Raw genomic sequence first — 24804 nt, 5'->3', positions numbered from 1 at the left:
GAGCGTTTGCCATGTCCGACGAACCCGCAAACGGTACATCACGACGCGGCTTCCTGCGAAATACCGCCCTGACCGCCGCCGGGCTGGTCACAGGGGTGGGAACCGCCCGCGCAGCCGAGCCGGACCCGTTGATCACCGAGGTCCAGCCCTGGGCCTCCGCCTTCGGCGACCCGGTGGACGCGACACCCTATGGGATGCCGATCCAGTTCGAGAGCCATGTGGTACGCCGCAACGTCTCGTGGCTGACGGAAAGCCCCGTCTCCTCGATCAACTTCACGCCGATCCACGCTCTCGAGGGCACAATCACGCCGCAGGGCTGCGCGTTCGAACGTCACCATTCCGGGGCGATCGAAATGTCGAAGACCGATTACCGTCTGATGATCGACGGCCTCGTCGACACACCGCTCGTCTTCACCTTCGAGGACCTGACCCGTTTTCCACGCGCAACCGCAACGGCCTTCCTGGAATGTGCCGCGAACGGCGGGATGGAATGGGGCGGCGCCCAGCTCGAAGGCTGCCAGTTCACCCAGGGCATGATCCACAACATGGAATATGTCGGCGTGCCGCTGCGGCTCCTTCTCGAAGAGGCGGGTGTGAAACCCGAAGGCAAGTGGATCTATGCGGAAGGCCATGACGCCTCGTCCAACGGGCGTTCGATGCCGCTCGACAAGGCCATGGACGACGTGCTGGTCGCCTTCATCGCGAACGGCGAGGCGCTGCGCAAGGAGCACGGCTATCCCGTCCGTCTCGTCGTTCCCGGCTGGGAAGGCAACATGTGGATCAAGTGGGTCCGGCGCATCGGCGTCTACGATCAGGCCGTCGAGAGCCGTGAGGAAACTTCGAAATACACCGACCTGATGCCGGACGGACGCGCCCGCAAATGGACCTGGGTCATGGATGCGAAGTCGGTCATTACGTCACCTTCGCCCCAGGCTCCGGTCCGGCACGGCAAGGGTCCGCTCGTCATCACCGGGCTCGCCTGGTCCGGCCACGGCAAGGTCACCCGTGTCGACGTTTCGCTCGACGGCGGCCGGAACTGGCAGGAGGCGCGGCTCACCGGCGATGTCAGGTCGAAGGCACTCACCCGCTTCCACCTCGACATCGACTGGGACGGCTCGGAGATGTTCCTGCAGTCCCGCGCAACGGACGAGACCGGCTATGTCCAGCCGACGAAGGACGAGTTGCGCGCGATCCGCGGGCTCAACAACGTCTATCACAACAATTCCATCCAGACCTGGTGGCTGAGAGCGGACGGAGAGGTCGAAAATGTCGAAATCGCGTAAACTTGTCCTTTCCGCCCTTTTCGCCGTATCCCTCGGTGCAACTCCAGTCCTTGCGGAAAAACTGGGCCTCGGTCGCCCTGCGCTGCCGGAAGAAGTCGACGCCTGGGACGTCACGGTGCTTCCGGACGGCAAGGGACTTCGTCCGGGATCCGGCGATGTCACCACGGGCGAAGCCGTCTTCGGCGAGAAATGCGCGGCCTGCCACGGCGAGTTCGCCGAGGGACTGGACGCCTGGCCGGTTCTCGCCGGCGGACAGGGTTCATTGAAGGATCGACGCCCGGTCAAGACGATCGGCAGCTACTGGCCGCATCTCTCGACGGTCTGGGATTACGTGCATCGTTCCATGCCGTTCGGAAGTGCGCAGACCGTTTCCGTCGACGAGACCTACGCGATCACCGCCTTCCTTCTCTATTCGAACGGACTGGTCGACGAGGACTTCGTACTTTCGAAGGAGAATTTCGGCGAGGTTCAGCTACCGAACAACCAGGGCTTCTACGCGGATGACCGCTCGGAGGCGGAATACCCGTTGTTCAGCAAGGAACCCTGCATGAAGGACTGCCGGGGACCGGTCAAGGTCACCAAGCGGGCCGTGGAACTGAAGGTGACGCCGACGGATCCTGACGGGAAGCCGGCCGGAACCTTACCAGACATCACGGGTCAGGCGCCGGTGCAGCAGAAATCCGAAGCTGCCGAACCGGCGGCAGAGACCGACACGGCATCCGCCAAAACGCCTGCCGAGGCTCCGTCCGAAGCCACGGCACCGGTCGAGACCGCATCCGCCGAGGGCATGGATCACGAACTCGTCGAGGAGGGGAAGACCGTCTTCAAGAAATGCCAGGCCTGCCACAAGATCGGCGACGGCGCCAAAAATGCCACCGGGCCGCATCTCAACGGAGTTGTCGGGCGCGTGCCCGGCACCGTCGAGGGCTACAAGTATTCCAAGGCGTTTTCCAAGATGCAGGCCACGGGCGAGGTCTGGGATGATGCGCGCCTCGCCGCTTTCCTTGAAAATCCGAAGACCTTCGCCGCCGGGACGAAAATGACCTTTGCCGGGCTCAAGAAGGAAGACGAACGGTCGGCATTGATCGCCTACTTGAAGAGCGCCGGCAAATGACCGGCCAGCGAAGCGCCGTCCCTCCCGGTGCTTCGCATCACCGCCGCGTGGCAATGCGGCGGCGAAGATCGATGACGATCTGAATTCGGAAGAGCCATGGGACTTGCCCGCCGCCACTTCATGATTTCCGTCGCCTGCGCAGGCGCTGCGCTTGCGGCACCGGCTGTTCACGGCCGGGCGCGGGCAAAGGTCGTCGTTGTCGGTGGCGGCGCCGGCGGTGCCAGCGTCGCTCGCAAGATCGCGATCGACGCTGCCGGTCAGATCGACGTCACGCTCGTCGAACCGAATGCGCGACACACGACCTGCTACTTCTCGAACCTCTATCTCGGCGGCTTGCGCAGTTTCGAGAGCCTCCAGCATGGCTATGACGGACTGACGCGTGCCGGCGTCGATGTGGTCCCGGATTTCGCCGCCGCCATCGACCGGGAGAAGCGCCGTGTCGTGCTCGCGGGCGGCGGACACCTCCCCTATGATCGCCTGGTGGTGGCGCCGGGCATCGATTTCGTCGACGGCTCCGTCCCGGGCTGGAGTCTGGAGGCGGCCGATCGCATGCCGCACGCCTACAAGGCCGGGCCGCAGACGCTTCTCTTGGCAAAGATGATCGAGTCTTTGCCGCAGGGAGGCGTGTTCGCCATGGTCGCGCCGCCCGAGCCCTACCGCTGTCCTCCCGGCCCCTATGAGCGGGTCAGCATGATTGCCCATTACCTGAAGGGGAAGAACCCCACCGCCAAGATCATCATCATCGATCCGAAGGAAGAGTTCACGCTGCAGAAGCTCTTCGAGGACGCGTGGCTCAAATACTACGACGGCATGATCGAATGGATCGGGCCTGACTTCGGCAGTCGCAACCTTTCAGTTTCGCCCGACGCGATGGAGATTTCCGTCGATGGGGAGGTGATGAAGGTCGATTGCTGCAATGTCATCCCGGCGCAGAGGGCCGGCAAGATCGCCGACCTCGCGCATCTGACGAACCAGAGCGGCTGGGCTCCCGTCGACCCGTTCTCGATGCGCTCGCGCCTCGACGACCGCATCTTCGTCCTCGGAGACAGCGCGCAGCAGGGCGACATGCCGAAATCGGCAACCTCCGCCCGCTCACAGGCCGAGGTCGCCGCAGCTACGGTTATCGGCGACCTGACCGGCCGGGAAATACCGGAACCGGTCTATTCCAACGCCTGCTGGTCGGCGCTTGCGCCGGGGGATTCGGTGAAGGACGGCGGCACCTACAAGCCTGCCGACGGAAAGATCGCCAGCATCGAGAAATACGTCTCGCAGGCCGACGAGGACGCGGCCACACGCGCAGCAACCTATCAGGAAAGCCTGGACTGGTATCACACCATCACGGCTCAGATCTTCGGCTGATCCGAGCCAATCGGGGAAGGACCTTCAACATGCAAACCCGCCGCCGTTTCATTGCCTCGACCGCCGCTCTGGCCGCGAGCACCATGTTCTTTCCGCGACCGCTCTTCGCCGCCACGACGTTGACGCTCGGCGACCTCCAGATCGACACGCTGTCCGACGGAAATCTCGTGCTGCCCGCCGACTTCATCACGGCCGGCATGCCGCAACCGGAGACGAGCACGATTCTCGCGTCCTACGGCGTCACGGGCAATCAGATGACGCCGCCCTGCAACGTCACGCTTCTGCGCGACGGCACCAACACCGTCCTTTTCGATCTCGGCGCCGGTCCCGACTTCCAGCCGACGGCAGGCAAGCTGTCCGCGGCCATGGAAGCGCTCGGCGTGAGCCCCGACGACGTGACACATGTGGTCTTCACCCATGGTCATCCCGATCATCTCTGGGGGCTGCTCGACGAATTCGACGAGCCGGTCTTCGCCAACGCCGAGCACATGATCGGTGCGTCCGAGTTCGACTACTGGATGGATCCGGGCACCGTCGACGCGATCGGCGATGCCCGCAAGACCTTCGCGGCCGGCGCCGCCCGTCGGCTCGGCGTCATCGCCGAGACGGTGCGGCGCGTAAACGACGGCGAAGAGGTTCTCCCAGGCGTTGCCGCACGGCTCACTCCCGGCCATACGCCGGGACACCTTTCCTTCGAAATCCGCTCCGGCTCGACAAGCGTCCTAGTGGTCGGCGACGCGATCGGCAACCACCATGTGGCGTTCGAGAAGCCGGATTGGGCCACGGGTTCCGATCAGGATCCGGAACTCGCAGCGCGTACCCGCACCAGACTGATGGACGAGATTGCCTCTTCCGCCATTCCCCTGATCGGCTACCACCTGCCCGGCAGCGGGATCGGTCATGTCGAGCGGAAAGGCAACGCCTACCGCTTCGTGTCGATGTAAGGCACGCGGTCTCAGGTCGGCGAGACCGCCGGACGCGGCCGGTCGACCAGCCAGTCGGTCGCGACGGCACCGGCCCACATGGAAAACAGGGCAAGCCAGGCGGTCGCGGCGAAGATCGATGTGCCGGTGACACCGGCGCCGATCGCACAACCGCCGGCGAGCATCGCGCCGAAACCCATCAGCATCGCACCGCTCAGCGAACGACGCATCTGGCTCTCCCCATCGAAGCCCTGGAACTTCAACTCGCGCGAAATCGCCGCGGCGAGGAAAGCGCCCCCGAACGCGCCCGGAACCAGACCGATGTCGAAATCGAGCACCGGATCGCTGGTCAGGAAGAACATCAGGGTCGAGGCGGAGGGACCGGAGAACGTAATGGAACTCACATTGACTGGATCGAAGGCCGCAGTCGACAAGGACCAGGTCAGCACCCAGCCGACGGCGACCGAAAATCCCACGCCGGAGGCAAAGAAGAGGATCTTCCAGCCGATCCTTTCCCTGATCGAAAGATAGAGCGCCAGCGCCGCGGTCGCGAAGCCCAACAGGGGACCGAACCAGGCCGGCAGATGAAGAAGCACAAGCAGATTGACGTTCTGGCCTGCCGGAGTCGCCCAGAGCCCCGCCAGCCATTGTCGAAGTGGAGCCAGCCAGCCGCGAAGCGACATCTGCGCACTGACGGCGAAGACGAGCCCGGCGACGACCGAGCGCAGGTTCCCGGTCGCTGCGAGCACCAGGAGGCGCCCGGAACAGCCCCGCGCCATCACCATGCCTGCCCCGAACATCAGACCACCGATGACGGCGCCCGACCAGGAGCCGGTAATCGCCATCACCCGTGCATCGGCCGGGCGAAACAGGCCGGATTGCTCGGCCAGCCAGACCCAGATCAACGCAGTGGAAAAGGTGAGCAGCCAGACGGCAAGTCTGCGGCCGAGGTGACCGCGCGAGAATTCGACCGTTGCGGCCCTGAGACAGAAGGCGGATTTCTGCGCCGAAAAGCCGAAAATGCCGCCTGTGACGAGGCCGAAAAGGGCAGCCAGCTGCGACTCGTCGAACTGGTCGAGCAGCGATGTCAGATCCATTCAGCGCCCCTCGAGTATCCCTGCCGCTGCTTACGAACTGCGTGCGATCATACCCTCAAATCTTTCCGGGCACATCTGCCTCGTTGATCTGCGGCGGTGAGACGCAGACCGTAACGGTGACAGCGACTGCGTGTCATCACCCCTTTGCGACGGCTTTAACCGCGTCTGCGAATGCGTCCGTCTGCATCAGTGCGCGACATCGGGCGAAACGACCGTCCGCATAGGCGCGGAAGTCGTCCGCAGGATTGCCGTTGGCGAGCTGGATGAGACCCCAGAGCGTCCAGAGGAGGTCGCACATCGCCTTGTAGATGACGATGCGGCCGCGCTCGGCGGGCGTGGGTTCACCGCCGAAATAGGCGCGGATCATCTCCTCTTCCTTCTCGGGTCCAAACCCGCCCTCGATACAGAGATCGCCGAGATCCCACATCGGATCGTTCATGCCCGAATATTCCCAGTCGACGATCCACATGCGCTCGCCGGTATCGAGGAAGTTCTCGCAGAGCGGGTCGCAATGGCAGGCAACGTTAGGGAGCGGATGGGCGGAAAGGGCGGCACGAACGCTTTCTGCTTCCTCCAGCACGTCGTGGTAACCTTCCGGCAACGCGACGTCTTTCGTCGACAGCACGCCGAGGTAGCTGTCGATCATCGAAAACAGCTCGAAACGGGCCGGAAAGACTGCGCCGCTGTCATGCAGGCTGCGGAAGGCCTTTCCAGCGCGGGCGGGCGCGCCCGGTATGGAGCGAAACCCTTCGGGTGTCATGGTAACCGCGCCTCCGACGAAGCGGGAAACGAAGACCCCGCTCGACGCGTCGGCGAACAGGATTTCCGGGCCGACGCCGGCGCGGGCGACCGCTTCGGTCGCCATCATCTCGTTTACGCGGTCGATGTATTCTTCGGTACCCCTGCCGGGAATGCGCAGGCAATAGTCACCGATCCGAAAGACGAGATTGGTGAGCCCGCCCAACCGCTCGATCGGGCCTTCATAGGCCTTGAGGAGCGGGATCGTCTTCAGCGTCTCGCGGGCAAGCGCGATGTCGGCGTCTTCGCTCATGCCTTCAGCCTCTCCATCTTGGGATCATAGAGGGTCCGAGCGCCCCGGCGCGCCTGATAGGTCTTGCCGAACGCCTCGATCTCGAAGTCTTCCTTTGTGGAGATCTCCGCCGGAAGGTAACCGAAGGCGATGGTCTTGCCGAGCGTGTAACCGTAGCCGGTGCTGGCGGTGGAGCCGACGACCTTGCCGTCGAGCAGGACCGCCTCGCCGCCGTGGAAGGGCGCGAAGCCTTCGACGGTGTAGGAGACGAGCTTGCGCTTCACCCCCTCGGCCTTGATCGCCGCCAGTGCCTCGTGACCGATGAAATCACCCTTGTTCAGGGCTACGCAGAACCCGAGCCCCGCCTCGTAAGGGTCGTAATCGGGCGTGATGTCGCCCGACCAGTAGAGATAGCCCTTCTCCATCCGGGCCGCGTCGATTGCGCGGTAGCCGGCATCGGCGATGCCGAACGGTCCGCCGGCTGTCTTCAGCGTGTCGTAGACATGCGCGGCGTATTCCTGGTCGATGTAGAGCTCATAGCCGAGTTCGCCGACATAGCCGATGCGCACGGCAAGCGCAGCTGCGGCACCCACCTCAATCCGTTTCGCCGAGAGGAAGGGCAAGGCCGCGTTTGAGAGGTCGTCGTCAGACACGCTCTGCAGGATGTCGCGGGCATGGGGGCCGCAGATGTTGAGGGTCGCAAACCTGTTTGTGACATCGCGCAGACTGATACCATCCGGAAGATGTCGCGAGACCCAGTTGCCGTCGCGCACGCCGAAACCTGAGCCGGTGATCAGGTAGAGCAGGTCGTCGGACACATGGACGATGGTGACATCCGCCTCGATCCCGCCCCGCTCGTTGCAAAGCTGGGTGTAGACGGCCTTGCCAGGAGGACCGGAGAGATCATTGGCGGCGATCCTCTGCATGGCCTCCAATGCGCCGGCACCACTGATTTCGAACTTGGAGAAGGAGGACTGGTCGATCAGCGCGGCCCGCTCGCGGATCGCCTTCACCTCCTCGCCGACGGCATCGAACCAGTTCGGCTTTCCTTCGAAGGAGGGAACGTCCTCGCCCTCCGAGCCTTTCGGTGCGAACCAGTTGGGACGCTCCCAGCCGAACTTGGAACCGAAGACGGCACCGTTCTTCGCAAGCGTTTCGTGCAGCGGCGAGCGCCGCAGCCCGCGGACCGCCTGGGCCTCCTCGCCCGGCCAGTGAACCTTGTAATAGGCGCCGTAGGCCTCGATCGCCCTCTCCTCGAGATAGCGCCCCTGGGCGTGGACGGCGCCGAAGCGGCGCACGTCGAAGGGCCAGAGGTCCATGCCGGCATCGCCATGGAGAATGAGGTTCGAGAGCGCCAAGCCGGCGCCGCCCGAAGCCGCGATCCCGGCGGTGAAGCCGCAGGCGACATAGAAATTGTCGAGTTCAGGGGCGAGGCCCATGATCGGCTCGCCGTCGAAAGAAACCGGAATCGGGCCGTTGATAACCGTCTGGATGCCGATCTCGTTCAAGGTTGGAATGCGGGTTGCAGTCGGAAGAGCGAAGAGTTCCAGCCGCTCCCAGTTGGGCTCGAAGAGTTCGCGGCCGAAATCAATGGGCGGCTTGCCGCGCCAGCAGCCCTTGGTGCCGTCTTCCCAGCCTCCGATGGCGAAGGAACCCGTGTCCGGCTTCAGGTAGAAATTGTTGTCGGGGTCCCGCAGCGTCGTCAGGTCGGGCGGCAGCGTCAGCTTCTTCTCGGTGAGAAAATACTGGTGCTCGACCACGCCGGCCGCGAGCGGCACGCCGGCCATCTCGCCGACGCGCTTGGCCCAGAGCCCGGCGCAGTTGACGAGGATATCGCAGGAAATCGTCCCGCCATTGGTGACGACGCCGACCGCACGGCGGTTCTCGATGACGATCTCCTCGACGGTGACGCCTTCCTCGATCTTCGCCCCGTTCATGCGCGCGCCCCTGGCATAGGCCATGGTCAATGAATACGGGTCTATGTAGCCGTCGCCCGGAATGAAGGCCGCGCCCTCGATGCCGTCCTTGACGATATAGGGGAAGCGGCCTGCCGCTTCGTCGGGCGAGAGCGAATAGCATTCGACGCCGAAGCTCTTGGCCTGGGTCATCGAACGTCGGATTTCGCTCCAGCGTTCGGGGCTGCCGGCGAGCCGCAATGAGCCGACCTTTTTCCAGGCGATGTGCTGGCCCGTCTCCTCTTCGAGACGGTCGAAGACGGCCACCGAGTTCTGCATCAGCCGCGTGAGGTTGCGTTTTCCCCGCAGCTGGCCGACCAACCCGGCGGCATGCCAGGTGCAGCCATGGGTGAGCATGGCCTTTTCGACCAGCAGGACGTCCTTCGCCCCATCGCGAGCAAGGTGGTAGGCGACGGAGGTGCCGATCGCACCCCCGCCGATGATGAGAATGTGGACGTGACGATCCGCACGGAATGACATTTCGGAAACCTCAAGCCTTGATCTTGTCCATGGACGGGTCGTAAAGCGGCCCGAAGTGAAGGGTCGCGGGCGTTCTTTCGGCCGCGACGACGAGCTCGTAAGTGCCGCTCTTGAGGTACTCGTCGCTGACGCCGTCGGCGTTGCGGACATAGCCGTAGCCGATGTTCTTCCCGATCGTGTAGCCGTAGCCGCCGCTGGTGAGGTAACCGACCGGCTCGCCGTTTCTCAAGATCGTCTCGCGACCGGCCAGAACGACGCTCTGATCATCGACGGTAAAGCCCATCAGCCGCTTCTTCGGCGGTTTGCCGGCAAGACCTTCGAGCGCGCGTCGGCCGAGGAAATCGGTGTTCTTGCGCAGCTTCACCGCCCAGCCGAGGCCGGCCTCGAAGGGCGTGTCGTTCGGCGTGATGTCGGAGCTCCATGCGCGGTAGCCCTTTTCGAGCCGCAGCGATTCCAATGCCCGGTAGCCGATCGGGCGGATTCCGTGGTCGCTGCCTGCCACCATCAGAGCGTCGTAGACCTCGCCGAGCACACTGATCGGGATGTGCAGCTCCCACCCCAGTTCGCCGACATAGGTGACGCGCAGCGCCCGAACGGTCGCGCCGGCGATCGGAATCTCTCGGACATGGCCGAAGGGGAAGGCCGCGTTCGAGACATCGGCAGACGTGACGGCGGCGAGTACGTCGCGCGCCTTCGGCCCCATCAGCGAGAGCGTGCCCCATTCCTCGGTGATATCGGCAAGCGCGCAGTCGAGGCCGGCCGGAATATGGTCCGCAATCCAGCCGAAGTCATGGGTGCGGAAGCCGGTGCCGGTGACGATGTAGAATTTCTCGTCGGCGATGCGGGCAACGGTCAGGTCCGCCTCGATGCCGCCGCGGGTGTTGAGAAGCTGCGTATAGGTCAGGCGGCCGACCGGTTTTGCGACATCGTTGGCGCAGATCCAGTCGAGAGCCTTGAGGGCATCGGGACCGGAAAGCTCGTATTTCGAGAAGGAGGACTGGTCGAACACGCCGACCGCCTCGCGCACATGCCGGTGTTCGTCGCCGACCGGTTCGAACCAGTTCTGGCGACCCATCGAATAGACGTCATTCGGCTCCGTACCGGCCGGGGCGAACCAGTTGGGACGCTCCCAGCCGAGCTTGGAGCCGAACACGGCGCCGTGTTTCTTCAGGCGCTCATAGAGCGGCGAGACGAGAAGCGGGCGGCCGCTTTCGTATTCTTCGTGGGGATAAGCGATCGTGTAGTGCTTTCCATAGGCTTCCAGCGTTCGGTCGCACACCCACTGGCGATCGCGGTGCATGCCGGCGAAGCGGCGGATGTCGACCACCCAGAGATCGAGCGGCGCCTCGCCGTCGATCACCCATTGCGCCAGAACCCAGCCGGCGCCGCCGCCCGACGCGATGCCGAAGGCGTTGAAGCCCGCGCCGACGAACATGTTCTTGCACTCGGGTGCGACGCCGAGGACGAAGTTGCCGTCGGGGGTAAAGCTCTCCGGACCGTTGATCATCTGCTTGACGCCGACATTCTCCAGCGCCGGAACGCGTTCCATGGCCTGCATCATGTGCTGCTCGAAATGGTCGAAGTCGTCGTCGAACAGACGGAAGGCCCAGTCGTTCGGCAGGTCGCCGGTGAGCCACGGCTGGGGATTGGGCTCATATCCGCCCATGACGAGGCCGCCGACTTCCTCCTTGAAATAGGTGCGGCGATCCGGGTCACGGATCGTCGGCGCATCGGTCGACAGGCCTTCGATCTTCTCGGTGATGATGTACTGGTGCTTCACCGCCTGCAGAGGCACGTTGATGCCGGCCATGTCGCCCACCTGCCGCGCCCACTGGCCGGCGCAGTTGACGACTTTCTCGCAGGCGACGTCTCCCTCGGTCGTCTTCACCGCGACGATGCGGCCATCCTTCATCTCGAAGCCAGTCACACGCACGTTTTCGGCGATTTTCGCGCCGTGCATACGCGCACCCTTGGCAAGCGACTGCGTGATGTCGGAGGGGCTCGCCTGCCCGTCCGTCGGCAGCCAGCTTGCGCCGACGAGATCGTCGACATTCATCAGCGGCCACATCCGCTTCACCTCTTCCGGTGAGATGAGATGCATGTCCATGCCGAAGCTGCCGGCGGTGGTGGCGAGGCGCTTGAACTCCGTCCAGCGGTCCTGGTTGGTGGCAAGGCGCAGGCAACCCGTCATCTTCCAGCCGGTCGCAAGTCCGGTTTCCGCTTCCAGCCCCTTGTAGAGCTCCACCGAGTATTTCAACACGCGTGTGATCGAGGCCGAGGATCGAAGCTGCCCGACGAGGCCCGCGGCGTGCCAGGTCGAACCGGAGGTGAGCGTCCCCTGCTCCAGCAACAGCACGTCGGCCTTGTGATCCTTGGCCAGGTGGTAGGCGGTCGAGCAGCCGATGATGCCGCCGCCGATGACGACGATCTGTGCATGGGATGGCAGGGTCATGACGAGTGTTTCCCGTAGACTGATTGATAATGATCGAGCGCTTCTTGAAGGCGCGTGAGGTTTTCGGCCGTGTAACCGACGTAGTCGGCGCCCGGCGCTTCGAGGTAGAGTTCGGAAACCATGCTCCACATCGCTTCGCGCAGCAGCGAGGCGCATTGCATGGCCGCGAGCGAACGGCGGATGTCCGGCGAAGGCTCGCCACCGAAATAGGTCCGGAGGAACTCGCCCGACTGTTCCGCAGTCAACCCGGCGTTCGAGGTCGCGCCGGCGAGATCGAACATGGCAGTCGAGAAGCCGGCATATTCGTAGTCGATCAGCCACAGCTTTTCGCCGTCGTCGAGGATGTTCGACGGCAGGAGGTCGTTGTGGCCGAAGACGATCGGCAGTGGCGCCTGCACGGCCTCCAGTTCTTCGGCAAGCGAGAGATAGCGTGCCAGTTCCGGGATCATCCGGCTGCCGCCCGCCTCGAGCGTGCGGGCATAATCGCGGATGACGTGAAAGGGCCAGAACATGAAGCCGGCGCCCGACACGTGGCGCGGCATCTCCTCGTGGAACCGGCGCAGCAGCCGCGCGACGCGCTCCCGTTCGGCGGCGACATCAGCGGCGGAGAAGGTCTTCGCGTCGAGGAACGCTGACACCGTGACACCGGGCTCGGCATATTCAATCTGCGGCGCGAACCCTGCCGCATGGGCCGCTCTCGTCGTCATCAGTTCCCGGTCACGATAGACATGGTGGAAGGGATAGTCGGTACCGAAGCGGACGACATGGCTGCCCGAGGCGTCCTTCACCACGAAGCTCTCATTGCTCAGGCCACCCTTCAGCGGCTCGATCTCGATCGCCCCTTTCCAGCATGGCAGATCGGCAATCCGGTCCTCAGACATACGCGGCATCGTCGGTACACTCATGCGATCCGCTCCCTCACCCGTGCCGCGCCGGCCGAAATCAGGCGATCGGCGATGATGGCGATGAAGGCGACCGCAAGCCCCGCGACGAGGCCGCGCCCCGTATCCGCCTTGGTGAGGGCGATATAGACCTCCTGACCGAGATCACGGGTGCCCACGAGCGCGGTGATGACGAGCATCGAGAGGGCAAACATGATCGTCTGGTTGAGGCCGAGCATGATTTCGGGGAGCGCGAGCTTCAGCTTGATCTTGGCGAGGATCTGCGAGGGGGTGCAGCCCATCGCCCTGCCCGCCTCGATCACTCGCGGATCGACGCGCTGGAGGCCGAGGACCGTGTAGCGGATCGCCGGCGCGACGGCGTAGGCGACGATGGCGATCAGCGCCGTAAAGTCGCCGACGCGGAACAGCATGACGGCCGGCATCAGGTAGACGAAAGAGGGCAGCGTCTGCAGCGTGTCGATCACCACCTGCAACCAGCGCCAGAGCCGGTCGCGCTCGGCCGCAAGAATGCCGACGGGAATGCCGATCAGACTCGCGATGACGACCGAGATGCCGCAGAGATAGACGGTGACCATCGCCTTCTCCCACTGGCCGGTGGCGGCAATCAGGAAAGAGAGCACGCCGGCCGTCAACGCCAGACGAAGGCCGCCCAGCCGGTAACCGGCAAGCGCAAGCAGGGCCACGACGCCGACCCAGGGCAATTCACCGAGGAAGCGCTTCACCGGAACGAGAAGGCCGAGGAGCAACGTCGTGCGGAGAGCCTCCAGTGCATCGAAGAAGTTGAGGTTGATCCATTTCACGACGTCGTTCCAGAAGCCGCCAGTCGAGAGCACCAGGCCTTCGGGATAGGCCTCGAGAGCCGGCGCCACGACGCTGGCGACGAGACTTGTCGCGAGAATGCCGACCGCAGCCGCCACATAAGGATGACGCTCGACGACATTTCCGCCCGTGACGGCCGGCGACGGCGCCCCTGCCTTTGTCGCATAGGCCTGGCTCAACCGGTCGAGTGCGACGGCAAGTGCGACAATGGCAAAGCCCGCCTCCAGACCCGCGCCGATGTCGAGCCGGCGGAGTGCCGCAAGGACGTCGAAGCCGAGACCGCCGGCGCCGATCATCGAGGCAATGATCACCATATTGAGCGAGAGCATGATGACCTGGTTGACGCCGACCATGAGCGCGTCGGAGGCGGAAGGCACCATGACTTTCCATGTCATCTGTCGCCGGGAGCAGCCGACCATGTGCCCGAGATCGCGAATTTCCGACGGCACGGCCCTCAGCCCGTGAATGGTGATCCGCACCATTGGCGGCATCGCATAGATCAGGGTGCCGACGATCGCCGCCGTCGGGCCGAAGCCGAAGAAATAGAGGATCGGCACGAGATAGGCGAAAATCGGGATCGTCTGCATCAGGTCGAGCAGCGGCGTCAGAGCCCGCTCGAACAGTGGCCAGCGATAGCCGGCAAGGCCGAGCAGCAGGCCGAGCACGACGCCGATCGGCACCGCCACGACGATCGAGGCAAGCGTCACCATGGCGCTGCTCCACTGCCCGAAGACGGCAAGAAACGCGAAACAGAAGACGACCAGCGCAGCGAGCTTTCGGCCACCGGCGTAATAGCCCATCAGGCCGACGAGCACGATGACCCCGAGAAAGGAAACCGGCGGCACGAGCTGAACCGCGGCCGACCCCCGGCCGGACAGAAATCCGGTCGACAGCAGGCTGAGCGCCAGCGTGTAGGGAATGTCGATGACCGTCGCGACGAAACGGGTGAGATCGGTAAATGAAAAAAGCCCGAAGCTCGCCTCGTCCACCAGCCACTTGGTCCATCGCCCGATATAGCGCGCTGCGGGGATCTGCCACGCCCTCGGATAGTCGAACGCCCACTTGGCGACAGCCGGCCCAAGCCACCAGGCGATCAATGAGGCGATCGCGGTGAGCGCGAGGAGCAGATCGGGAAGGCGACCCCCCGTTCGGCTACCCGCCCGGTCGTGGCCGGGCGCCAGGGGTTCTGTCGATGAGAGCGGCGCGGACATCGGGTCAACCCTGCATCATCAGTTCGACGACGTCGGCGCGGTGGATGGTGCCAATCACCCCGCCGTCCAGGCCCGTGACGCTGATCGAATTGCCGGCACCGGCAAACATGGGCGCCACCTCGGCAATGGTCGTGCGCGCGTCGACGGTTGCCGAGGCAGATGCATCTGACTCGGGTCGCATGACCGAACCAACCTTGACGACCTTGGCGCGCGCGACGTTGCGGGTGAACTCGGCCACGTATGGGGTCGCCGGATTGAGCACCAGTTCCTCCGGCGTGCCGGATTGCACCACTTCACCGTCTTTCATGATGGCGATGCGGTCGGCGAGCCTGATCGCCTCGTCGAAATCATGTGTGATGAAGACAATCGTCTTCTTCAGGACCGACTGCAGGCGCATGAACTCGTCCTGCATCTCGCGGCGGATGAGCGGATCGAGCGCGGAAAACGGCTCGTCGAGGAACCAGAGCTCCGGCTCGACGGCGAGCGAACGGGCAATTCCCACCCGCTGTTGTTGGCCACCGGAGAGCTGGCGGGGGAAGACGTTTTCCTTGCCGGCGAGCCCGACAAGCTCGATCATCCTGCGGGCACGCTCCTCGCGCTTCGACCGTTCGACGCCCTGGACTTCGAGAGGAAAGGCCACATTGGCGAGAACGCTCAGGTGCGGCAGCAGCGCGAAGTGCTGAAAGACCATGCCCATCTGGTGGCGTCGGATCTCGATCATGCGGGTATCGCTCGCCGCAAGCAGGTTCTCGCCGTTGAACAGGATTTCGCCGGAGGTCGGCTCGATCAGTCGCGACAGACACCGCACAAGCGTCGATTTTCCCGAGCCGGAGAGCCCCATGATGACGAAAATCTCGCCGCTCTTCACCTCGAGATTGACGTCGCGGACGGCTCCGACAAGTCCTGCCTCTGCAAGGTCTTCGATGCTCGGCTTTCCGCCAGCGGCGCGCAGGGCATCCCGCGCACCTGCACCGAAGATCTTCCAGACATTACGGCAGACGAGTTTGGCTTCAGGGGACATGAGGGTTCCGCTGGCTCGCATGGACGACTGGCGCCGTTCGACGGTCGCGACGAAGATCCGGCCACCCAGGTTCAAAGGTGGTCATGGGTGGCCGGAAACGGAGAGACCTATTTCTTGACCCACTCGGACCAACGCGCCTCGTTGGCGGCCATCCAGGCCGCCACAACGTCTTCGAGCTTCTTGCCGTTGACATCGACGTCGGTGATCATCGCACCCATTTCGTCGTTGTTGACGTTGAAGGCCTTGATCGCCTTGTACGCGCCTGGCCACTTGTCCTTCACGCCCACCCAGCCGGCCTTCCAGATCGGACCGAAGGGCTTGCCGCAGTCGTAGGCCATGTCGGGATTGGAACCCCAGCTCGCGTCGTTGTAACATTCGGGCGTGTAGGCCGGGAACTCGACCCACTCGCCCTTGTACTTGGCAGGCGCCCAATGCGGCGCGTAGATCCACAGCATGATCGGCGCCTGGCGCTGATAGGCGCTCTCGAGCTCCGCGAAGAGGGCGGCGTCCGTGCCGGCATGGACGACTTCGAAGGGCAGGTCGAGAGCCTCGACGCGTTCGTCGTCGAAGCCACCCCAGGTAACAGGGCCGCCGAGATAGCGGCCCTTCGGCGCAGTCTCAGCCGTGGAAAAGGCTTCTGCGCAGGCCGGTTCCTTCAAAGCTTCCCAATTGGGCAGACCGGGGCATTTTTCCTTCATGTATTCCGGGAACCACCACTCCTCCTTCGCCTGCATCCCGGTCTCACCGAGATTTTCGACCTTGCCGGTCGCAACGGCGTTATCGAGCGCCTCCTGTCCGGTGGTCGCCCAGATTTCCATGGCGACGTGAAGGTCTCCCGTCTCCAGCCCGGCGAACTGCGCGAGATAGTCGGCCTGGACATATTCCACGGAATATCCGGCCTTCTTCAGCACTTCGCCCATGATGTTGGTGGTGATCAGCTGACCGGTCCAGTCGTGCAGGGTCAACTTGATCGGATCTGTGGATTCCTGTGCCATCGATGGCGTGGCCAAGACCACGCCCGACAAGAGAAGAACGGCCGCGGACAACCGCGGCAGGCGCGCAAGATCAAGCATTCGAGTTCTCCCGGTAGAGCCCGTTGAAAGAGTGATGAACTGGCAAGGCACCCGACCGTCGTTCCCCGTACTTTTCGTATCTTGAGACGGGAGTGCATGGCAGCAATCTCATGTCAGACAAGATCGCTTGTCAACGCCAATTTGTGGCTTTTTGTGTTTTTATGCCCGTTTCTGTGGCCGATGATTGCCGCGTTGGCTCGGCTGCGCTATGACGACGGTACGGCACGACTGGTTGGGATCATGGCTCCTTCGAAAAGGCACAGGGACATTCTTCGGCTGCTCGAACGCGACGGCACGGTCGCTGTCGCCGAGCTTGCACGAAAGCTCAACGTTTCGCTGGAGACGATCCGCCGGGACATCAAACCGCTCGCCGGCAACGGGAGTGTGATCAAGCTGCACGGCGCGGTCAGCCTTCCCTCGGTCGTCGGCGAGGCTCCGTTCGAGAAGCGCATGCGCGAAAACAGCGGCGCGAAACGCGCGATCGCCGCGGCTGTCGCCGCAACCATTCGCGACGGTGACTCCATCATGATGGATACCGGCACGACGACGAGTTTTCTCGCACGTGAACTGCTCGGCCATCGCCGCCTGACGGTCGTCACGAACTCTTCGGACATCGCCCGCACGCTCGCGACCGTCAACGACAACAAGGTCTATATGGCGGGCGGAGAACTGCGTAGCGACAACGGCGCCGCCTTCGGCACGACCGCGATCGAATTCGTCAGCCGCTTCGCCGTCACCCACGCGGTGATCTCAACCGGGGCGGTGAACGCCGACGGCATGATGGATTTCGACCTGGAAGAAGCCGAGTTCGCCCGCATGGTTCTGACGCGCGGCAAGCGCGCCCTGGTGGTGACCGACCACAGCAAGTTCGGGCGAGATGGGCTGGTGAGGGTGAGCGGCTTCGATGCGATCACGGAGCTTGCGACCGACAAGGCGCCGCCGCCGGACATCGCCGAAGCGCTTTCCGCGGCAGGTGCCGAACTGCTGCTGGCATGAGGGGGCACCCAGGTAGAGATTGCTTCACGACCCTTCAGTCGGCCGCCCTCTTGGCCGTCGACGACCGTTCCACAAGATGGCAGGCGAGTTCCAGACGGCGCGGCGGGAACGGCATGCCGGACAGGCTGTCACGCAAGAGGTCGAGCGCGGCCGAACCGATTTCCCGCATCGGAATGTGCATGGTCGTCAGCGGCGGGTTGAGGAAGGCTGCCTGCGGCAGGTCGTCCATCCCCATCACCGACACATCGCGCGGCACAGCATAGCCCATCTGCTGCACACCCAGCATTGCGCCGACGGCGAGGCTGTCGCCGGCCGCCAGAACGGCGGTGAAATCCAGCCCGCGCTCCCGGATGCGTGAGACGATCGCCTGGGTGGCCAGTTCCGGCAGCCAATCGTCGACCGGCACGACGAGGTCCGGGTCAGCGGCAAGACCGTGGTGGAGCAGCGCGTCGCGCCAGCCTTCGTAACGCCGCTCGATAGTGCGGCGCCCCGGCCGCATGAGGAAGAGGATGCGGCGGTGGCCAAGCCCGATCAAGTGATCGGCGGCCAGTCGCGCGCTCGACCGGTTGCAGGGCGTGACGCTCGAAAGGCGCATGAACGGATCATCGCCGTTCAACAGTATCACCGGCTTCTGAAAGCCGCGCGTGGCGGCAAGCAACGCCTCGTCGTCAACGGTCAGGAACAGGAGGCCGAGGATCTCCGGATCGTCCCTCGCTTCTTCGAGAAGCGTCAGTTCCTCCGCCTTGTCGGCGATGGGGCGCGTGATGATCTCGAGCCCGAGCGCCTGCGCCCGCTCCTTCAATCCGTCCAGCACGTAGAGCGTGAACTGGTTGCGCACATAGTCGATCATCGCCGCGCTGGATGCCGCAAGAATGACCTTCCGCCCCGCGACGGCGGTTGGCACGACGTAGTTCGCCGTTTTCGCCGCCTCCAGTATCTGCTGACGGATCTCCGGCCGAACGCCTTTCTCGCCTGCAAGCGCACGCGAAACCGTGCTGAGCGAGACACCGCAGCGCTCGGCGATGTCCTCCAGTCGCACCTTCCTGCTCTTCTTCCCCCGCTTGCCGGGGAGCGGTTTTGCGGTCACGTTTCACCTCTCTCCGCGCCAACATGAGAAAAATTTTCAGATTGCGCAAGAAAAATCACCATGCATTATCGAGTCAAATCCGTCCATCGGTGACCGCAGGGAGGAGCACCATGGGCCTGACCGGCCATGACATTCGCACTGGACTCGATCGCCTTGTCGCCGGCATGACCGGCCTCAAGCACAGCGGTCGTTTTCACGAGCCGAACCTCGACGGTACCGCCGGCGACTACATCAGCTTCGACAGCTGGGAATGGCCGCAGGGTGTCGGCCTCTATGGTCTCGTGCGCCTGTGGCTGCTGACCGGCCGCGACGATCTGCGTAAACTTGTCGAGGACTGGTACGCCTCCCAGATTGCCGGCGGCCTGCCGGGCCTCAACGTCAACACCACCGCGCCGATGCTCGGCCTTTCGGTTCTCTGGGCGAAAACCCGCGACCCGCGGTGGCAGCCCGTGCTCGACACTTGGGCGAACCGCGTGCTCTCCGAAATGGGCCGCACACCGGAAGGCGGCTTCGAGCACCACGTCTCCGACAGGATCAACGACAACGAGCTCTGGGACGACACGCTCTACATGGTGGCGCTCTTCCTCGCCTCCTACGGTCAGGCAAGCGGCCGGCGCGAACTCGTCGACGAGGCGTCGCTCCAGTTTCTCGTCCATACACGCTACCTCGCCGATCCCCAGACCGGCCTCTGGTTCCACGGCTGGACCTTCGAGGGACGGCACAATTTCGCGCGTGCCCGCTGGGCGCGTGGCAATGCCTGGATCACCGCCGGCATTCTCGACCTTTTCGACCTCGCCGAACTCGGCCGGCCGGTGCGACGCTTCCTCGAAGGCGTTCTGGTAGCGCAAGTCGACACCTTGCTCAGACTTCAGGCGCCGTCCGGCGCCTGGCGCACACTGCTCGACGACCCGACCTCCTACGAGGAGATTTCCGCGACCGCCGGCATCGGCTACGGACTCCTGAAGGGCTATCGGCTCGGCCTCGGCACACCGGCCTGGCGAAGCGCCGGGCTTCGGGCGCTCGAGGCGGTGATGCACAACATCGACGAAAGCGGCACCGTCCTCAACGTTTCCTACGGTACCCGCATGGGTCACGACCTGCAGTTCTACAAGGACATCCCGATCCAGCCGACTGGCTACGGCCAGGCGCTGGCGATCCTGTGCCTTTCGGAGGCGCTCAACCATGTCGGAGCAGAGGGACAGGCGGCATGATGATGAAGGTACTCTACGGCGCCGGGCCGCAGGACGTGAAAGGGTATGACACGCAGCGCCTGCGTGACGCCTTCCTGCTGAGCGACCTTTTCGCGGACGATCAGGTCAATTTCACATATACCCATGTCGATCGCCTCATCCTCGGCGGTGCCGTGCCGGTGACGACGAGCCTTGGCTTCGGCTCCGGCGCGGAGATCGGCACGCCCTATCTGCTCTCCGCCCGGGAAATGGGGATCGCCAATCTCGGCGGTACCGGCGTAATCGAGGTGGATGGTCAACGCTTCGTGCTCGAAAACCGCGACGTGCTTTATGTCGGCCGCGGCGCCCGGCAGATGACCGCCTCCAGCCTGTCGGCCGAAAGACCCGCCCGTTTCTACATGAATTCGGTGCCCGCCGGTGCCGACTTCCCGCACCGGCTGATCACCCGCAGAGAAGCAAAGCCCCTCGACCTCGGCGATGTGCGCCGCTCGAACAGGCGCCGGCTCGCGATGTACATCCATCCGGAGGTCGCCCCGTCCTGCCTGCTGCTCATGGGCATCACCGACCTTGCCGAGGGCAGCGCCTGGAACACCATGCCGCCGCACCTGCACGAACGGCGGATGGAGGCCTACTGCTACTTCGACCTCTCGCCGGAGGACCGGGTCATCCACGTGATGGGACGGCCGGAGGAAACCCGCCACCTGATCGTCGCGAACGGCGAGGCGGTCCTCTCCCCCGCCTGGTCGATCCACATGGGCGCCGGTACGGGACCTTACGCCTTCGTCTGGGGCATGACCGGCGAAAACCAGGAATACAACGACGTCGCTCCCGTAGCCGTGGCTGATCTCAAATGACGAAAACGACCTTCCATATGAAGAAAGACCTGCCGGCCGGAGCGGCCATTCGCTACTGGCAGCTCGGTGCCGTCGCCGAAGAGCGTTTCGACGTACCGGACCAGCCGATGAAGGGCGAGATGGACCCCTTCTTCTTCCTGACCAAGCACAAGAACTTCATTCCGCACGAGTATCCCTGCCGCACTCTCTTCGCCGAGCGTTATCGCGGCAGCCGTCCCGATGTGCGCGGCGCCTTCGAGGCCACCCGCTGGTGGCTGCCCTTCGGTTCGCCGCGGCTCGATCTTTCGGGCTTCTGGTTCCGACCGACGCGTCTTGCCACCTGGGCACGCACCTTTATCGAGGCAGAAGCGGCGGGAACGGCGAGGGTTCGTCTCGGCACGTGCGGCGGCGCCGTGCTCTGGCTGAACGGCGATGAAGCAGGCTGGATGGCGCCCTATAGCCGCAATCTCGAAGCCAAGGCGGAATTCGATCTTCCGCTTCAGGAAGGCCTCAACGAGATCATCCTGTTCTTCGACGACCTTGCCGAACGCGATGCCCGCTATTTCATCCAGCTCGATTATTTGTCGGGTCCGAAGGCCGCGGTCGCACTGCCCGTCCCCTGCGCGCCGTCCGCGGCCGATGCGGTGGAAACCGCCCTCGACGGAATGCACTTCGATCGCCCGGCCTATTTCGAAGGCGACATGACGCTGATTTTCGGCTCACCCTTGCCGATGGACGTCGAGGTCGCAGTCGCGGTCGAAGGCGACTTCATGTCGACCGAACGTTTCGACTACGATTTCCGGCTCAGGGCCGGCGAGACCCGCCTCGTCGTCGGCCCGTCGAGCGCAATGCCCGCCGACTTCCGCCATTTCCGCGTGACGCTCAACGCAAGCGGTTTCGTGGCCGCCCGGTCGATCGGCGTCGAGATTTGCCATGCCGCCCGGCACGGCAAAGCGCCGGAAACGCTCTCCGCCCGCATAGAGGAAACACTCGACGAGATCTCCGAATATTCCGAGCGCGACACCGTGCGCGCCTTCGCGCGGCTCGCAAGCGGCCGCGGCGGTGCCGACACGGATGCGATGATCGAGGAGATTTTGCCCTCGATCGAGGACTGCCACGACTGCGCCGATTTCTCTCTTGTGCCGCTCATCTGGTCGCGCACCGTCTGGGGTGGGGATATCGGCACAGCGACCCGCGCGCGCATCGACCGCGCCATCCTCGGTTTCCGCTACTGGATGGACGAACCGGGCAATGACGTGCAGTGGTACTTTTCCGAGAACCATGCGCTTCTCTTCCACACCTCGGCCTATCTCGCCGGCACTCTCTTTCCTGAGAATGTCTTCGTCCGGTCCGGACGCAAGGGAGTGGACCAGCGCGCCGTAGGTGCTGCCCGGGTGCGCGCCTGGCTCGATCATTTCGAGGCCTGGGAGATGGCGGAATTCAACTCCGCCCCCTATTTCCCGATCGACCTCAAGGGCCTGACGGCACTCGCCGCCCTCGCACCCGACGCGGACATTGCGACGCGCGCCCGGAAAGGCATCGTCCGCCTCTGCGAGATCGTCGCGCGTTCGGCCCATCACGGCATGCTGACCGCCGCGCAGGGCCGATCCTACGAGCATACGCTTTGCGCCGGCCGGTCGCTCGAACTCTCCGGCGTCGCGCGCCTGCTCTGGGGCCGTGGCTGGTACGGTCGGCGCGTCCATGCCCTGCCGCAACTCGCCGTCTGTCTGCGCGACCACGGTCTCGTCGTGCCGGAGGCTCTCGCCGACATTGCGAACCATCACTCCAAGGAGCACCAGGAATGGTGCTTCGCCCAGGGCGAGAACCGCTTCGCCGCGCTCTATCACTACAAGAGCCGCGCCTTTGCCATGGGCTCGGTTGCCCATTATCGCTGGCACGACTGGGGCTATCAGGAAACCGTGCTGCATCTGAGACTCGGCGAGCGGCCGGAGGCGGCGATCTGGATCAATCATCCCGGCGAGACAATCCAGTTCGGCTACGGTCGTCCGTCCTACTGGGGCGGCTGCGGCGCGGTCCCGCGCACCCACCAGTATCGCGGGCTTGCGGTCCTCGATTTCCAAACGGTCGATGAACAGGTGGACTTCACGCATGCGTGGTTCCCCGTCGCAGAGTTCGACGAGAGCCGTGTTGAGGGAAATCTCGCAGTCGCCCGCAGTGGCAAGGGCGCCGTGCTCCTGCGCGGTAGTGTGCCGTTCGAGCGCGTCGTCGAGGGACCGTCAGCCGATGCGGAACTGCGTCAGCGCGGCCGCAATACGCGATGGATCGTCCGCGTCAGCGAAGCCTCCGATCTCGCCAGCGTCGAGGCGCGCTTCGCCGGCCTCGCGGTCCGGGAAGAGGCGGACGGCACGTTCACCATCGACGACCCGGAATATGGCGTCGTGCGCTTCCGGTCCGACGGCTCCGCGGAAGCGGAGGGCCGCACCATCGTGCCCGAGACATTCACCGTCGCCGGTGCGGCGACGATGCTCCCGGCTTGCTAGCCGGAATGCCCCGCCCGCATGAGGCTGGCGGGTTTCGAACATGGCGGGCGGGAGACCCGCTGAGTGGAGAGGAGGAACGACCATGAAGAAGACAAGAACCGTTCTGGCGGCACTCGCCGTCGGGCTTCTGACATCCACGTCGGCGCTCGCCGGCGACGTGCGCATCATGTGGTATTCGGACGGCGTCGAAGGCGAGGTTCTGAAGGATCTGCTCGACCGCTTCATGAAGGAGAACCCGGGGATCAACGTCGTCCTCGACAATGTCGCCTACAGTGTCGTGCGCGAACAGCTTCCCGTCCAGCTCGAAGCGGGCTCGGGTCCGGACATCGCCCGCGTGACGAACCTGAAGGCACAGAGCCAGCACTGGCTCGATCTCCGCCCGCTCGTTGCTGATCCAGCCTACTGGGACGAGAATTTCGGCGCGCAGGCCGACTGGATGCGGCCGGACGGTTCCAACCAGATCTCCGGCTTCATGACGCAGATCACGCTCACCGGTGGCTTTGCCAACAAGACGCTGTTCGATCAGGCGGGCGTCGCCATCCCCGGCAAGGACGCGACCTGGGACGACTGGGCGAAGGCCGCCAAGCAGGTGGCCGAAAGCCAGCAGGTGCCCTTCGCCATGGCGCTCGACCGTTCCGGCCATCGCCTGACCGGTCCCATCCTCTCCTATGGCGGCAATTATGTCGGCGCTGACGGCAAGCCGGCTGCCCTCGACCAGGGCGCCAAGGACTTCTTGACGAAGTTCGTCGGCTGGGTCGAGGACGGCACGATGGGCAAGGACGTCTGGGTCTCGGCAGCCGGCTCCACCTACCGTGCGGCCGCCGACGACTTCATCAACGGGCAACTCGTCTATTACTATTCCGGCTCCTGGCAGGTGCCGAATTTCTCCACCAAGATCGGTTCGAACTTCGACTGGGTCGCGACCGGCAGTCCCTGCGGCCCGGCCAATTGCACAGGCATGCCCGGTGGTGCCGGCCTCGTGGCGATCAAGTACACGAAGAACCCGAAGGAAGTGGCGAAGGTCATGGACTATCTCGCCCGCGAGGACATCGTGAAGGAGTTCTCCGAACGCACGCTGTTCCTGCCAGCCCATAAGGGACTGCTCGCCAAGGGCCTGGACTTCAAGACCGACGACGCACAGGCGAAGGAAGCCCTCAATACCTTCGTCTCGGCGACGGGTTCGCTCTCCGAGCTTGCCCAGAAGCTGCCGGGCTGGTTCTGGTCCGACACCTTCTACGGTGCGCTCGTCACGCGCGTCAGCCAGGCAGCCGCCGGTGAGATGTCCGTCGACGAGGCCTTCACCCGCATTGATGCGGATATCGCAGCCAAGGTGAAGGATTCCGGCCTGTAAGACCGTAGCGCCGTCGGCAAACTTGCCACGGCCAAACGATGCCGGTCGCGGCGGGGGCTTGCCCCGCTGCGCGCCGCAGGGGACATTCGTCCGCGCCGGACGGGTATCTACGGCCGGCTTGGGAGGA

At 64.3% G+C, this 24804-nt stretch carries 18 protein-coding genes; 9 read left to right on the top strand and 9 right to left on the bottom strand.

Going from position 1 to position 24804, the window contains the following annotated elements; genetic code table 11:
• Window positions 1–11: 11 nt before the first annotated feature.
• From soxC to NHF53_RS16415, 4 genes are all read left to right on the top strand, one after another.
• Window positions 12–1283 carry a sulfite dehydrogenase gene (gene soxC, locus NHF53_RS16430; RefSeq protein WP_252835209.1) on the top strand — a complete coding sequence of 424 codons (1272 nt, stop codon included), beginning with the start codon at window positions 12–14 and terminating at the stop codon, window positions 1281–1283.
• Window positions 1267–2397: a c-type cytochrome gene (locus NHF53_RS16425; RefSeq protein ID WP_252835208.1), complete on the top strand. Its 1131-nt coding sequence runs from the start codon at window positions 1267–1269 to the stop codon at window positions 2395–2397. Before soxC ends, NHF53_RS16425 begins: the two co-directional genes overlap by 17 nt.
• A gap of 96 nt (window positions 2398–2493) precedes the next feature.
• Window positions 2494–3756, top strand: coding sequence for an NAD(P)/FAD-dependent oxidoreductase (locus NHF53_RS16420; RefSeq protein ID WP_252835207.1), 1263 nt, complete (start codon window positions 2494–2496; stop codon window positions 3754–3756).
• A gap of 29 nt (window positions 3757–3785) precedes the next feature.
• A complete protein-coding gene (locus NHF53_RS16415) occupies window positions 3786–4700 on the top strand; it encodes an MBL fold metallo-hydrolase (RefSeq protein ID WP_252835206.1) in 915 nt (304 codons plus the stop codon).
• An 11-nt stretch (window positions 4701–4711) separates the two neighbouring features.
• On the opposite strand, the gene NHF53_RS16410 is transcribed toward NHF53_RS16415, so the two are convergent.
• The 8 genes from NHF53_RS16410 to NHF53_RS16375 form a co-directional block, all read right to left on the bottom strand.
• A complete protein-coding gene (locus NHF53_RS16410) occupies window positions 4712–5776 on the bottom strand; it encodes a YeeE/YedE family protein (protein WP_252835205.1) in 1065 nt (354 codons plus the stop codon).
• A 136-nt stretch (window positions 5777–5912) separates the two neighbouring features.
• Window positions 5913–6827, bottom strand: a complete 915-nt coding sequence (locus NHF53_RS16405; RefSeq protein WP_252835204.1) for a choline kinase family protein — start codon at window positions 6825–6827, stop codon at window positions 5913–5915.
• Complete coding sequence (locus tag NHF53_RS16400) at window positions 6824–9241, bottom strand: FAD-dependent oxidoreductase (RefSeq protein WP_252835203.1); 2418 nt, start codon at window positions 9239–9241, stop codon at window positions 6824–6826. Before NHF53_RS16400 ends, NHF53_RS16405 begins: the two co-directional genes overlap by 4 nt.
• A gap of 10 nt (window positions 9242–9251) precedes the next feature.
• A complete protein-coding gene (locus tag NHF53_RS16395) occupies window positions 9252–11693 on the bottom strand; it encodes an FAD-dependent oxidoreductase (RefSeq protein ID WP_252835202.1) in 2442 nt (813 codons plus the stop codon).
• Complete coding sequence (locus NHF53_RS16390) at window positions 11690–12598, bottom strand: choline/ethanolamine kinase family protein (RefSeq protein WP_252835201.1); 909 nt, start codon at window positions 12596–12598, stop codon at window positions 11690–11692. The genes NHF53_RS16395 and NHF53_RS16390 overlap by 4 nt, the downstream gene beginning before the upstream one ends.
• Window positions 12595–14625 carry a proline/glycine betaine ABC transporter permease gene (locus tag NHF53_RS16385; protein ID WP_252835200.1) on the bottom strand — a complete coding sequence of 677 codons (2031 nt, stop codon included), beginning with the start codon at window positions 14623–14625 and terminating at the stop codon, window positions 12595–12597. The genes NHF53_RS16390 and NHF53_RS16385 overlap by 4 nt, the downstream gene beginning before the upstream one ends.
• A 4-nt stretch (window positions 14626–14629) precedes the next feature.
• Complete coding sequence (locus NHF53_RS16380) at window positions 14630–15646, bottom strand: glycine betaine/L-proline ABC transporter ATP-binding protein (RefSeq protein WP_252835199.1); 1017 nt, start codon at window positions 15644–15646, stop codon at window positions 14630–14632.
• Window positions 15647–15753: 107 nt separating this feature from the next.
• Window positions 15754–16719, bottom strand: a complete 966-nt coding sequence (locus NHF53_RS16375) for an ABC transporter substrate-binding protein (RefSeq protein ID WP_114363371.1) — start codon at window positions 16717–16719, stop codon at window positions 15754–15756.
• A 240-nt stretch (window positions 16720–16959) separates the two neighbouring features.
• Between NHF53_RS16375 and NHF53_RS16370 the strand changes: the two genes are divergently transcribed.
• The gene (locus NHF53_RS16370) at window positions 16960–17715 is read left to right on the top strand and encodes a DeoR/GlpR family DNA-binding transcription regulator (RefSeq protein WP_252835198.1); all 756 of its coding nucleotides are present in this window, start codon (window positions 16960–16962) and stop codon (window positions 17713–17715) included.
• 34 nt (window positions 17716–17749) lie between these two features.
• Here NHF53_RS16370 and NHF53_RS16365 read toward each other — a convergent pair whose 3' ends face one another.
• On the bottom strand, window positions 17750–18802 hold the full coding sequence (locus NHF53_RS16365) for a LacI family DNA-binding transcriptional regulator (RefSeq protein ID WP_252835197.1): 1053 nt from the start codon (window positions 18800–18802) through the stop codon (window positions 17750–17752).
• Window positions 18803–18912: 110 nt separating this feature from the next.
• On the opposite strand from NHF53_RS16365, the gene NHF53_RS16360 reads away from it, so the two are divergent.
• The 4 genes from NHF53_RS16360 (at window position 18913) to NHF53_RS16345 (ending at window position 24677) form a co-directional block, all read left to right on the top strand.
• Window positions 18913–20013, top strand: coding sequence for a glycoside hydrolase family 105 protein (locus tag NHF53_RS16360; protein WP_252835196.1), 1101 nt, complete (start codon window positions 18913–18915; stop codon window positions 20011–20013).
• Window positions 20010–20846 carry a 5-dehydro-4-deoxy-D-glucuronate isomerase gene (gene kduI / locus NHF53_RS16355; protein WP_252835195.1) on the top strand — a complete coding sequence of 279 codons (837 nt, stop codon included), beginning with the start codon at window positions 20010–20012 and terminating at the stop codon, window positions 20844–20846. Before NHF53_RS16360 ends, kduI begins: the two co-directional genes overlap by 4 nt.
• Entirely contained in the window at window positions 20843–23326 is a 2484-nt protein-coding gene (locus NHF53_RS16350) for a hypothetical protein (protein WP_252835194.1), read from the top strand. The genes kduI and NHF53_RS16350 overlap by 4 nt, the downstream gene beginning before the upstream one ends.
• Window positions 23327–23408: 82 nt before the next feature.
• A complete protein-coding gene (locus tag NHF53_RS16345; protein WP_252835193.1) occupies window positions 23409–24677 on the top strand; it encodes an ABC transporter substrate-binding protein in 1269 nt (422 codons plus the stop codon).
• Window positions 24678–24804 lie beyond the last annotated feature (127 nt).

This window comes from Ciceribacter sp. RN22 (assembly GCF_024054295.1).
GTDB classification, from domain to species: Bacteria; Pseudomonadota; Alphaproteobacteria; order Rhizobiales; family Rhizobiaceae; genus Allorhizobium; species Allorhizobium lividum.
Note: the sequence above shows the minus strand (reverse complement) of the source record. Positions and strands in the feature narration are given on the sequence as shown.